Source organism: Streptomyces sp. (assembly GCF_031178505.1).
Taxonomy (GTDB): Bacteria; Actinomycetota; Actinomycetes; order Streptomycetales; family Streptomycetaceae; genus Streptomyces; species Streptomyces gulbargensis.
On the sequence record NZ_JAPSIW010000161.1, the window covers coordinates 1 to 11,063 of the forward strand.

At 75.5% G+C, this 11,063-nt stretch carries 9 protein-coding genes and 1 pseudogene; 5 read left to right on the forward strand and 5 right to left on the reverse strand.

The genetic code is table 11. The features are described 5' to 3' along the window. The coding region (locus RIF68_RS13815) for a GDSL-type esterase/lipase family protein (protein WP_375165695.1) at positions 1–835 on the reverse strand (835 nt) is incomplete at its 3' end. A gap of 270 nt (positions 836–1,105) precedes the next feature. On the opposite strand from RIF68_RS13815, the gene RIF68_RS13820 reads away from it, so the two are divergent. Then, the gene (locus RIF68_RS13820; RefSeq protein WP_309051523.1) at positions 1,106–1,888 is read left to right on the forward strand and encodes an HNH endonuclease family protein; all 783 of its coding nucleotides are present in this window, start codon (positions 1,106–1,108) and stop codon (positions 1,886–1,888) included. On the opposite strand, the gene RIF68_RS13825 is transcribed toward RIF68_RS13820, so the two are convergent. Beyond that, positions 1,873–3,138 carry an MFS transporter gene (locus RIF68_RS13825; RefSeq protein ID WP_375165696.1) on the reverse strand — a complete coding sequence of 422 codons (1,266 nt, stop codon included), beginning with the start codon at positions 3,136–3,138 and terminating at the stop codon, positions 1,873–1,875. The genes RIF68_RS13820 and RIF68_RS13825 overlap by 16 nt on opposite strands. Before the next feature lie 245 nt (positions 3,139–3,383). Here RIF68_RS13825 and RIF68_RS13830 point away from each other — a divergent pair, with 245 nt between their 5' ends. Continuing rightward, positions 3,384–4,130, forward strand: coding sequence for an N-acetyltransferase (locus RIF68_RS13830; protein ID WP_309051524.1), 747 nt, complete (start codon positions 3,384–3,386; stop codon positions 4,128–4,130). A 29-nt stretch (positions 4,131–4,159) separates the two neighbouring features. Here RIF68_RS13830 and RIF68_RS13835 read toward each other — a convergent pair whose 3' ends face one another. Further along, positions 4,160–4,969, reverse strand: a complete 810-nt coding sequence (locus tag RIF68_RS13835) for a hypothetical protein (protein ID WP_309051525.1) — start codon at positions 4,967–4,969, stop codon at positions 4,160–4,162. 134 nt (positions 4,970–5,103) lie between these two features. Next, a complete protein-coding gene (locus RIF68_RS13840) occupies positions 5,104–5,910 on the reverse strand; it encodes a DUF4352 domain-containing protein (RefSeq protein ID WP_309051526.1) in 807 nt (268 codons plus the stop codon). A 362-nt stretch (positions 5,911–6,272) separates the two neighbouring features. Here RIF68_RS13840 and RIF68_RS13845 point away from each other — a divergent pair, with 362 nt between their 5' ends. From RIF68_RS13845 to RIF68_RS13855, 3 genes are all read left to right on the forward strand, one after another. After that, complete coding sequence (locus tag RIF68_RS13845) at positions 6,273–8,363, forward strand: N-6 DNA methylase (protein WP_309051530.1); 2,091 nt, start codon at positions 6,273–6,275, stop codon at positions 8,361–8,363. Between the two features lie 200 nt (positions 8,364–8,563). Further along, positions 8,564–9,208, forward strand: coding sequence for a hypothetical protein (locus RIF68_RS13850; RefSeq protein WP_309051527.1), 645 nt, complete (start codon positions 8,564–8,566; stop codon positions 9,206–9,208). After that, the gene (locus tag RIF68_RS13855) at positions 9,205–10,770 is read left to right on the forward strand and encodes a serine/threonine-protein kinase (RefSeq protein ID WP_309051528.1); all 1,566 of its coding nucleotides are present in this window, start codon (positions 9,205–9,207) and stop codon (positions 10,768–10,770) included. Before RIF68_RS13850 ends, RIF68_RS13855 begins: the two co-directional genes overlap by 4 nt. 175 nt (positions 10,771–10,945) lie before the next feature. On the opposite strand, the pseudogene RIF68_RS36490 reads toward RIF68_RS13855, so the two are convergent. Continuing rightward, positions 10,946–11,059, reverse strand: a pseudogene (locus RIF68_RS36490) (NAD(P)-dependent oxidoreductase); the annotation flags it as partial. Positions 11,060–11,063: the final 4 nt, after the last annotated feature.

An 11,063-nucleotide genomic window follows, 5' to 3' on the forward strand; every position in this document is an offset into this window, starting at 1 on the left:
CGACCTTGTTTCCGCTGATGCCGTGGTTGAGGACGGCGCGGGGGCGGCCGGCGGCGGCGAGGCGCTCGGCGAGCACGTCGGGGTAGCGGCGGTCGGTGTCCCGGGTGGAGCCGGAGCCGTCGGTGATGGAGTCGCCGAAGGTGACGACGGCGCCCTCGGTGCGGCTGCCCGGCGAGGTGCCCCGGACCTCGACACCGGTGAGGAAGTACCAGGAGGCATCGGTCTCGGCGAACGCCGATCCGTCGGTGTCGGCCAGGTGGTCGCCCTCGGCCCGGTGGCTGGTGGCGGCGGCCACGCGGTGCACGGTGGCCGGTCCGGTCGCTCCGGTGAGGCGGAGGGTGACGGTCACCCGGTCGAAGGGCCGGACCCGCAGGGCGGCGGCGTCACTGAGGAGCGTGCCGCCCGCCGGGATCGTGACGGTGCCGTCGCCGCCGAAGGTCAGCCGTCGGACGGAACCGGGCAGGACCGATCCTTCGCCGGCGGCGGCGGTACGGGCCACGGTGGCACCTCCGACGCGGAGCGGCCGGGTGCCGTAACGGTTGCTGAGCTCGATCCGCAGCCGGTCCCCTCCGGTGGTGACCCGGACGGACTGGCGGAGGGTGTGGTCGGTGAAGCCCTCGGCGGACCAGTTCTCGGTGCTGGTCCCCGGGGGCTGGGGCGAGGCCGCCCAGGCGCCCCGCCAAGGGGCGGGGGCCGCGCTGGGGGCCGGGGACGCCGTGGCCCCGGAGGCCGTCGTGCCCATGTGCCGCTCCGTGCCGCAGGCCGTGAGGGCGGCGGCGGTGGCCAGGGCGAGGAAGGTGGCGGTCGCCCGCCGGTACATCTGGTGCGTGGTCATCCGTCCCGCTGTTCCGCCCCTGTCGGAGGGGCATCCGCGCCGAACATCACGCCGGTCAACGACCGGAGGACCTCGCCCGGTTCCCGGCCGGCGACCGGTTCGTCCAGATTGTGGGTGAGGAGCAGCGTAGCGAAGCCGTGGGCGGGCGACCACGCGGCGATACCGGCCGTACGGGTGTCACCCCCCTTCCGGCAGGGTGCCCCTGTCAGCTCCGCGACGCCCCGCGCACCCCGGCCGAGGGGGTGGACCACCCCCGCCTAGGATCGCCGGATGCGCACCTCTCGGAAGACACGCAGGCATCCGGGCGTACTCCGGCGGACACCCGCGGCGGTCGGGCTGGTGGCCGCCGCGCTTCTGGTGGCGGGGTGTCAGGGGCCCGAGGGCGGGGGTTCTGCCACGCGACCCGGTGCGCCGGGTGGGCGGGCCGTCAGTCCGCTGGTGAACCCGGACGGTACGCGGCCGGGACTCGCGCCGCTGACGGCGGAGGGCGACCGGGCGGCGGCGCGCGGGGTCATCTCCGGACTGCCGACCAAGGGCCGGGGGCCGAAGACCGGGTACGAGCGCGAGAAGTTCGGCCGGGCATGGGCGGACACGGCCGACGGGGTGCCGTTCGCCCGGAACGGCTGCGACACCCGCAACGACCTCCTGCGCCGTGACGGCCGCGACCTGCGCCTCCGTGACGGCTCGGACTGCGTGGTCGTCGCCATGACCCTGGACGACCCGTACACCGGACGCACCCTCACCTGGCGCAAGCAGAAGGCCGCCGAGGTGCAGATAGACCATGTCGTCCCGCTGTCGTACAGCTGGCAGATGGGCGCGTCGCGCTGGCCGGAGAGCAAGCGCCGGCGGTTCGCGAACGACACGCTCAACCTGCTTCCGGTCGAGGGCCGGGCCAACGCGGCCAAGGGGGACTCCGGCCCGGCGTCCTGGCTTCCGCCCGACAAGCGCGTCCGGTGCGCCTACGCGGTCCGGTTCGCGCAGGTGGCCCTCGCGTACGAACTGCCGGTCACCGAGGCCGACAAGCGGGCGATGGCCCGTCAGTGCGGCGGCTGACGGGCCGGCGTCACGCGGCCCCGGGTGAGGGCGAGCGGGAGCAGGGCGAGGAGGGAGACGAGGGCGCAGACGCCCCACCAGCCGGTCAGGTCGTAGGCGCGGACGCCGAGCCAGGAGCCCAGGGTGCCGCCCAGGTAGGCGCAGGTCATGTAGGCGGTGTTGAGGCGGCTGCGGGCATCGTCGCGCAGGGCGTAGACGCGTGCCTGGTTGGCGACGCCGCCCGCCTGGAGGGCGATGTCGAGCAGCAGGGTGCCGGCGAACAGGGCGAGCAGACCTGGTGCGCCCCCCAGCGCTCCGGCGGCCAGGACCGCGGCCGCGACGAGGACGCCCAGCGCGCAGACGCGGTTCACCGGGTCCGGGCCGTGGCGGTCCACCAGGCGGCCGGCGAGCGGGGTGCACAGCATGGTGACGCCGCCGACGAGGGCGAGCAGCCCCACGGCCGGGGCGCCCAGGCCGTAGCCGGGACCGGTGAGCAGGAGCGCCACGCACGTCCAGACCGCCGAGAAGCCGCCGAAGACCGCCGCCTGCTGGAGCGCGGAGCGCCGCAGGTCCGGTTCGGCGCGCAGCAGCCGCGGCGCCTCCGCCAGGAGTGACGGGTAGGACCGGTCCGCGGCGCCCGGGGGCGCCGGGGCGGTGGTGCGCAGCGCGCGGGCGAGGACGAGGGCCAGGGCCAGGACGAGGGCGGCGGCCACCAGGTAGGGGGCCCGCCAGCCGGCGGCCTCGCCGAGGGTGCCGCCGAAGGCGCGGGCCAGCAGCATGCCGCCGATGGAACCGCTCAGCAGCGTGCCGAGCACCGCGCCCCGGCGGTCGGCGGGGACGAGGCCGGCCGCCATGGGGCCGACCACCTGCGCCGCGACGGTGGTGAGCCCGACGAGGGCGCTCGCGGCGAGGAGGAGCGGCAGCGTGGGGGCGCAGCCCGCGGCGAGCAGGCCCGCGCCGGTCAGGACGAGGAGGACGACGAGGAAGGGGCGGTACGCGAGCCGGTCGCCGAGCGGCACCAGCAGGAACATGCCGGCCGTGTAACCCGCCTGGGTGGCGGTCACGGTGGCCGTGGCGGCGTCGGGGGAGACGCCGAGGTCGGTGGCGACGAGGGGCGTGAGTGCCTGCGGGAAGTAGAGGTTGCCCACGGCGAACGCGCAGGTCAGGGCCAGGAGCAGGGTCAGTCGGCGGCTCAGTGAGGCGCCGTCCGCCGGTGCGTCGCCCGCCCTGCCCGCCGGCGTCGTACGCCCCCCGCGCGTTCGTGGTGTCATGGGCGAAGTCCACGGCATCGGCGCCCCGGCGCCAATCGATGTGGCGTACGGCTCAATGATCAGCTTCGTGGTCGGGTACGCGACGGGGCTCGTCACCCGGGCACGGGACGGGCGCCCTGTGCTGTACCGGCGCAGCCGCCTCGGGGACCCTCTCGTGGCGGGCGGCGCGGGGTGAGGCCGGGGGCGGGGGCCGGGGCCCGGAAAAACGTTTGAGCGGGGACGTACATGATCACTAGCCTGCCCGCATGGACCTCCGCATCACGACCCTCGCCGAACGCCCTGAACTCGAAGGGGCGATGTGGTCCATGAAGGACCTCTGGCCCGAGTTCATGCTCTACGACCCGGTCGGCTGGGCGAACATGGGGCGCATCGCGCGCGAGCTGCCGCAGTACGTGCTCGTCGCGACCGACGCGGAGGGCGAGGTCGTCGCCCGGGGCTTCAGCGTCCCCTTCCGGCTCGACGCCGACGGCCGCCGCGAGCTGCCGGACCGGGGCTGGGACGAGGTCCTGATGTGGGCGTTCTCCGACCTGCGGCACGGGAGGGAGGCCGACACCGTGAGCGCGATCGAGATCACCGTCGACACCTCGGTGCTCGGCCGGGGCATCTCGCACCGGATGCTGGCCGCCCTGCGCGAGAACGCCGCCGGGCTCGGTTTCAAGGAACTCGTCGCCCCGGTCCGCCCGAACGGCAAGCACCGGGAGGCCGGGGCCTCCATCCACGAGTACGCCTTCCGGACCCGCGCCTCCGACGGTCTGCCGCACGACCCGTGGCTGCGCGTCCACGTCCGCGCGGGCGGCACGATCGAGGCGGTCGCCCCGGCCTCGATGACGGTCTCCGGCTCGCTCGGCCAGTGGCGCGCCTGGACGGGCCTGCCGTTCGACGCGGACGGACCCGTCGAGGTGCCGGGCGCCCTGGTCCCGGTCCACTGCGAGGTCTCACGCGGTTACGCGGTCTACGTCGAGCCCAACGTGTGGGTACGCCACCGGCTCTGACGCCCCGGCGGCCGCCCCCCGGCCGGCCGTCACCCGGCGGGGGCGACCACGTCCTTCGCGGCGGGCACCCGCGCGGTGACGGGCTTGCCGTAACCGGAGAAGGTGACGGTCATGGGTTCCTCGCCGCCGGTGGTGGCGATCCGCAGCAGGTGCGGGGTGCCCTCGGTGGCGACGTGGAGGGTGTACGTCTCGGCGCCGTCCTTCTCCGTGAGGGCCAGCGCCTTCCGCCCGCCGACCGTCGTCTCCGCGCCCTTCACGGCGCCGCTGCCGCCCTCGAAGGCGGACAGCAGCCGCTTCAGGTCGCAGAGCTCCACCATGTCCCGGGCGTCCGGGTCGCTCACGGCCATCTTCGTCCAGCGGCCCTTGAGCTCCTTCAGCACGGCCGCCTGGACCTCGGGGGACTCGCCCTTCGACTCCTCCCGCAGGAAGGCCTCGTCGAAGCGGACGTACGCCGTGGTGGCGTCCGGCTTGATCAGCTCGGCGGTCCCGGCCGTCCCCACCGTCATCGTGCCGGAGCACTTCCCGCCGGTGTCGGCGGAGACATAGGCCTTGATCGGGCCGTCGGCGGTCGTCAGGGAGACGTCCATGGTCAGCGACCTGGCGTTCCGGGTGGCGGCCAGGGCCTTGTCGGCGATCCGGTCGCCGGTCAGGTCCGCGAAGGGGCCGCCGGGGGTGGTGGCCGGGGAAGTCGTGCCGGGGCCGGTCCCCGTGGTGCCGGTCCCGGCACCGGTCCCGGTGGTGGAGGACGGCCCGCAGGCGGCGGCGCCCGCCGCGAGGGCCGCGCAGAGGGCGGTGGCGAGGGCCGTGACGACGGGGCGGGGGCGGCGGGGGGCGCGCATGGGGGTCTCCGGGGTGGTGCGGTGTGCGGTGCTGCCGGGTGGGGCGGGGGTCTGGCCAGGGTGTCAGGCGGGATGCGGGGAGAGGGGGACGGGGGGAGGGGCCCGTGAGGGCCCCGGTCCTTCCGGTGGCCGGGTCAGCCGACCTTCAGTTCCCACTGCGCCGCGTTGTAGTCGAAGCCGGGGCTGACCTCGACGGTGAGGTTCTCGGCCGTCGCCGGGGCGTCGAAGGCGTAGGTGACCGTGGCCTTCTTGCCGGGCAGGATCGTGCCGCTGAAGCCCTCGCCGACCTTGCCGTCGTAGATCTGCTCGGCGGTCACGCCGTCCTTGCCGGCCCGGGCGTCCAGGGTGACGGCCACGGCGTCGAACTTCTCCTTGCCGCCGTTCTCGATCACGACGGTGAACTGGTAGGCCTTGTTGCCCTTGGTGTGGCCGACCGCGAACTCGCCCGGCGTGTACGGCTTCGGGTCCGAGACGGTGACCTTGAGGTCGTCGTCGTAGACGGAGGTGTCACCGGCCGCCAGGCCGCCGCCCTTGCCGGCGCCGGGAGCGGCGCTCGCCCCGCCCTTGGTGCCGGAGGCGGAGCTCTGCGGGGACGGGTCCTGCGGTGCGGCGTCCTTCACGGCCTTGTCGATCTCCTTCACCGCGTCGCTGACGGCCGTGAAGGTGATGACCGCGCCGACCACCGAGAGGATCAGGGCCGCGAGGCCCAGGAGCGCGCCGGTGAGCGCCACTCCCTTGTTGTTCGCCTCCCGGCGCTTGACCCGGCCCTTGCCGACGAGGCCCAGGATCAGGGCGATCAGGCCGAGGATGCCGGCCAGCCAGAAGAGGAGCGGGATCAGTCCGGCGAGGGTGCCGATGATGCCGAGGATCAGCGCCGCGGTCCCGAGGCCGTTGCGCATGACGGCCTGCGGGGACGGCGGGACCTGCGTGTCGTACGACATGGGTGGTGTCCTCCCGGACCTTGGAGATGTCTGACGCGATGGATCAATCACAGCAGAGCCTGTGAACCGAGTCAACACGGTTCGCGAAAAACGGCTCCGCTCACGCTGTGAAGGGGATGAGCGCCATCCGGCATTAAGATCGGCGACACACGAGGACGAGTCAGAGGTCAGGGACGAGCCAGGGGAGCGGCAGCATGCGTCAGGAGCCGGACAGCACGCCCGAGCCGGATGCGGTGGGAACCAGCCCGGCGGCGAGCGGCGCGACGGAGGCGAGCCCGACGGGGGCGAACCGATCCGCGACCGGCCCGTCGGTGCCGGACCCGGCATCCCCCACCGCCGAACCCGGCGCGAGTACGACCGAGGTGACGGCCGCCGGGATCGCCCGGCTCGCCGGGGTCGGCCGCGCGGCCGTGAGCAACTGGCGGCGGCGCCACGCCGACTTCCCCAAGCCCGTCGGCGGCACCGAGACCAGCCCGTCCTTCGCCCTCACCGAGGTCGAGCAGTGGCTTCGTGACCAGGGCAAACTCGCCGAGGTCCCGCTCCGCGAGCGTGTCTGGCAGCAGATCGCGGGCCACCCCGCAGGAGCCGTCGCCGCCCTCGTCCACGCCGGCTGCGCACTCCTCCTCGTACGGGACAGGTCGGCCGCCTGGGCCACGCTGGCCGCCCTCCCCGACGACCGGTTCGCCGACACCCTGCCCCTCGCCCTGGAGGAGACGCTCACGGCGCGCCTCGGTCCCGTACGGGCCGTCCGCACCCCCGCGCCCGTCGAACTCGCCCCGTCCGTCCCCCTCCTGCGCGGCGCCGCCGACCTGGCCGCCGAGACCGGCGCCCGGCAGGCCTTCGAGTTCCTGCTCGGCCGGCACCTGGACGCCAACCCGCGCCAGTACACCCTGACCCCGCCCGGCCCGGCCGCCCTCATGGCCGAACTCGCCGCGCCCACCGGCCTCCAGGCCGACGGGGCCGGCCGCCCCACCGTCCTCGACCCGGCCTGCGGCACGGGCGGTCTGCTGCGCGCGGTCGAGCGCCCCGCCGCCCTCCACGGCCAGGACGCCGACCGCGACCTCGCCGCCCTCACCGCCCTGCGCCTGGCCCTCTCCACCGACGCCGACATCCGCGTCCGCGATGGCGACAGCCTGCGCGCCGACGCCTTCCCCGCCCTCACCGCCGACGCCGTCCTCTGCCACCCGCCGTTCAACGAGCGCAACTGGGGCCACGACGAACTCGCCTACGACCCGCGCTGGGAGTACGGCTTCCCGGCCCGTACGGAGTCCGAACTCGCCTGGGTCCAGCACGCCCTGGCCCGGCTGCGGCCCGGTGGCACCGCCGTCCTCCTCATGCCTCCCGCCGCCGCCTCCCGCCGCTCCGGCCGCCGCATCCGCGCCGACCTGCTGCGGCGCGGCGCCCTGCGGGCCGTCGTCGCCCTCCCGGCCGGCGCCGCACCCCCGTACGGTGTGCCGCTCCACCTCTGGGTGCTCCGCAGACCCGTCCCCGGCGGGCGGCCCCCGGCCGAACTCCTGCTGGTGGACGCGGCGTCCGAGCACGCCACGGCGGGCGGCGGCGCGGGCGTCCGGGACGGCAGGGACGGCCGCGACCGGCTCGACTGGCAGGCCGTCCACACCGCCGTCCTCGACGCCTGGACGCCCTTCGACCGGGACGGGACGATCGCCGGGACGCCCGGTGCCAGCCGCTCCGTGCCCGTCATCGAACTCCTCGACGACGATGTCGACCTCGCCCCCGCCCGGCACCTCCCGCCGCCGGCCGCCGCCGAGGACGCCGACCAGCTCGCCGGTGTCCGCGAGCGGCTGACCGAGACCCTGCGCCGCACGCGGGAACTGACCCCGCCGCCCGTGACCGGCCCGGCGCCGGCCGGTCCCGGCGGAACGGTCCGCCGGCCCACGACGACCGTGGGCGAGCTCGCCCGCGCCGGCGCGCTCACCCTGCGCCCGGGCGGGGCGGGCACGGCCCGCGCCGGCACCCCCGTCCCCGTCCTCACCGACCACGACGTCCTCGCCGCGCAGCCGCCGTCCGGCACCCTGCCCGACGGGCCGCCCGAGGAGCCGGTGCTGCTCGCCGCCGGTGACGTCGTCGTCCCCGTCCTCGGCGGCGGCTCGGCCGTACGGGTCGTCGACGCCGCCACGGCCGGGGCCGCCCTCGGCCGCAACCTCCAGCTCCTGCGCCCCGATCCGGCGGCACTCGACCCCTGGTTCCTCGCCGGTTTCCTCCGGGCCACCGCCAACACCCGCCAGGCCAGCAGCTACGCCTCCACCGCCACCCGCCTCGACGTCCGCCGCCTCCAGATCCCGAGGCTCCCCCTGCGCGAACAGCGCACCTACGGCGCCCGCTTCCGCGCCCTCGCCGACTTCGAGGAGTCCCTCCGCCTCACCGCCCGCCTCGGCGAACAACTCGTCCAGGGTCTCCACGACGGCCTCGCGAACGGAACGGTGAGGCCCTAGACCGACGACGCGCACGGCGGACGGACCGGCGGCCGCACCCCTCCGGCCGACCGCCCCCGCCGGAACCGGGCGCCCGGTGACCTCGCCGGAGCCACGCCGGGTGATCTGTTCGACAACGGTTCCGCACAAGGCGGAACCGTTGTCGGCCGTCGTGTATACGCTCGTCTCCGCATCCGTCCGTCCGAGCAGGAGCGCGCCCCATGTACGGCCCCCCGCAGCCGCCCCCGTCGCCGAAGGGTCCCGCCTCCGGCGGCCTCGTCGCGCTGCGGGCCCTCTTCATCGCGCTGCCGCTGCTGAGCTGCGGTTTCCTGGCGTGGGCGCCGCTGCTGCGGCTCGCGGTCCTCACCCGCAGGAAGCTGGACTGGGTGCTGTTCGGGCTGACGCTGGCCGTGGCGGCCGGCCTCTTCGTGTTCATGGGCGTCACCGGGGAGGAGTCGACCGACCTGGAGGCGGTCATCGGGGTCGGCCTCATCGTCACCCTGGCGGCCGGGTCGGTCGCGTACTACGTGGTGGGGGAGATCCGGCACTTCGACCGGGCCGCCTCCACCACCCTGCCCTACGGGTCCGGGGCCGGGGGCTGGACCGGGGGCGCCGCCGCCCAGGCGGTCACGGTGCCGAGCCCGGGCACCGCGCCGAACCCGTACACCTCCGCCCCGCCCGTCACCGCCGCCCCGCCCGTCACCCCCGTCCCGCCGGTCACCTCCCTCCCGTCCGGGGGGTCCGTCGGCCTGCCCCCCGTGGTGGGCGGGGCACGGATCGAGCAGGTCCGGGCCGAACTGGACGAGCTGAGCGACCTCCTGCGCCAGGACCCCCGCGACCCCGGCGACGGTGAGGGCCGCCGATGAACGGCCGTGTCATCGGCGGGCGTTACGAGCTCGCCACCGTCATCGGGCAGGGCGGCATGGGCCAGGTGTGGACCGCGTACGACGGCCGGCTCGACCGCAGGGTCGCGGTCAAGCTGCTCCGCCCCGCCGCCATCACCGGCCCCGCCACCGCCGCCGACGAGCTGCGGCGCCGTTTCGTGCGCGAGTGCCGGGTCACCGCCCGCGTCGCCCACCCGGGCCTGGTGACGGTCCACGACGCGGGCAGCGACGGCGAGGACCTGTACCTCGTCATGCAGTACGTGGAGGGCGCGGACCTCGCCGATCACCTCGCCGAGCACGACCCGTACCCGTGGCAGTGGGCGGTCGCCGTCGCGGCCCAGCTCTGCGCGGTGCTGGCCGCCGTGCACGCGGTGCCGATCGTGCACCGCGACCTCAAACCGCGGAACGTGATGGTCCGCCCCGACGGCTCGGTCGTCGTCCTCGACCTCGGCGTCGCCTCCGTCCTCGACACCGACACCACCCGCCTCACGCACACCGGGTCCCCGATCGGCAGCCCCGCCTACATGGCACCCGAGCAGGCCATGGGCGGCGCCGTCGGTCCCTCCACCGACCTCTACGCGCTGGGCGTCCTCCTCCACGAACTGCTCAGCGGGAACGTGCCGTTCGCCGGTTCCACGGCCCTCGGCGTGCTCCACCGGCACCTGTACGAGCCCCCGGTCCCGGTCCGGCGGACCCGGCCCGAGGTCCCGGAGGCCCTGGAGGCGCTCGTGCTGCGGCTGCTGGCGAAGGACCCGCAGCACCGGCCGTCCGGCGCGCACGAGGTGTACGAGCACCTGCTGCCGCTGCTGCCCGCGCGCGGGACCCCGGCGGGTCCGATGGACCCGACGCGGCCGTTCCTGCGCCCGCACGCCCCCTGGCCGGACCGCCCGGCCGCGCCCCCGGTACCGGCCGCGCCCGCGCCTCCGGCCGTCCCCCGTACGGATCCGCGGACGTACGGCCCCACCCCGGTGCCCGGCCCGGCGCGGCCCGATGTGGCCGCGGCCGTGGAGGAGGTCAAGCGGCTCCTGGGGGAGGGGGCGCTGACGCAGGCCGTGGACGTCCTCGGCGGCATCCTGCCCGCCGCGGCGGCCGAGCACGGCGAGCGTTCCCCCGTCGTCCGCATCCTGCGCAAGCAGTACGCCTCCACCCTGATGGACGACGGCCAGTACCGCCGGGCGCTCCCGGAGCTGCGCCGGCTCGCGGAGGACCGGGAGGCGGAGGCGGGCCCGGCGGACGCGCAGACGCTCCAGTTCCGGTACGACGCCGCGCTGTGCCTGGAGCAGATCGGGGAGACGGCGGCGGCGCTTGCCGAGTACCGCGCGGTCCTGCCGTACTACGAGCAGGATCCGGACCCCGGCCGGGCCTTCGACATCCGCCGCCGCGTCGGCCTGCTGCTCGTGGCGACGGGCGACCACCCCTCGGGTCAGGCGCAGCTGCACCGGCTGCTCCTCGACGCGGAGCGCGCCTACGGCCCGTACCACCCCCTCGTGTCCGAGGTCCGGCGTGTCCTGGAGCACCAGGGCCGCGTCGGGCAGCGGTTCTGATCCCGGCCCGGAACGAGCCGCTCCACCCCCTCGGCCGCATCCTCCGCGTCCGCCCCGCACCGGATCCCGAGGGGGAGCCGACCGGATCCCGTGAACCCGTGACCCGGGGTCGCGGGACATCTCCCAAGTACCGGAGGAAAGTACCCACCCCACCCCTCCAGCCTCCATGTTCGGCCGGCAACGGTTCCACCTGGAAAACATCGAGCGAAGCGGCGGCAACGTGACCGTTTCGCAGTGCCTGGACCAAGGCGTCTTCGTCAACGAGTGCCCCTCGTCCCACGTTCACCACATGG

Excerpts from the sequence above, each read along its gene's own strand:
- RIF68_RS13820 (WP_309051523.1), top strand. The coding sequence starts at position 1,106 with ATGCGCACCTCTCGGAAGACACGCAGGCATCCGGGCGTACTCCGGCGG.
- RIF68_RS13825 (WP_375165696.1), bottom strand. The coding sequence starts at position 3,138 with ATGACACCACGAACGCGCGGGGGGCGTACGACGCCGGCGGGCAGGGCG.
- RIF68_RS13830 (WP_309051524.1), top strand. The coding sequence starts at position 3,384 with ATGGACCTCCGCATCACGACCCTCGCCGAACGCCCTGAACTCGAAGGG.
- RIF68_RS13835 (WP_309051525.1), bottom strand. The coding sequence starts at position 4,969 with ATGCGCGCCCCCCGCCGCCCCCGCCCCGTCGTCACGGCCCTCGCCACC.
- RIF68_RS13840 (WP_309051526.1), bottom strand. The coding sequence starts at position 5,910 with ATGTCGTACGACACGCAGGTCCCGCCGTCCCCGCAGGCCGTCATGCGC.
- RIF68_RS13850 (WP_309051527.1), top strand. The coding sequence starts at position 8,564 with ATGTACGGCCCCCCGCAGCCGCCCCCGTCGCCGAAGGGTCCCGCCTCC.
- RIF68_RS13855 (WP_309051528.1), top strand. The coding sequence starts at position 9,205 with ATGAACGGCCGTGTCATCGGCGGGCGTTACGAGCTCGCCACCGTCATC.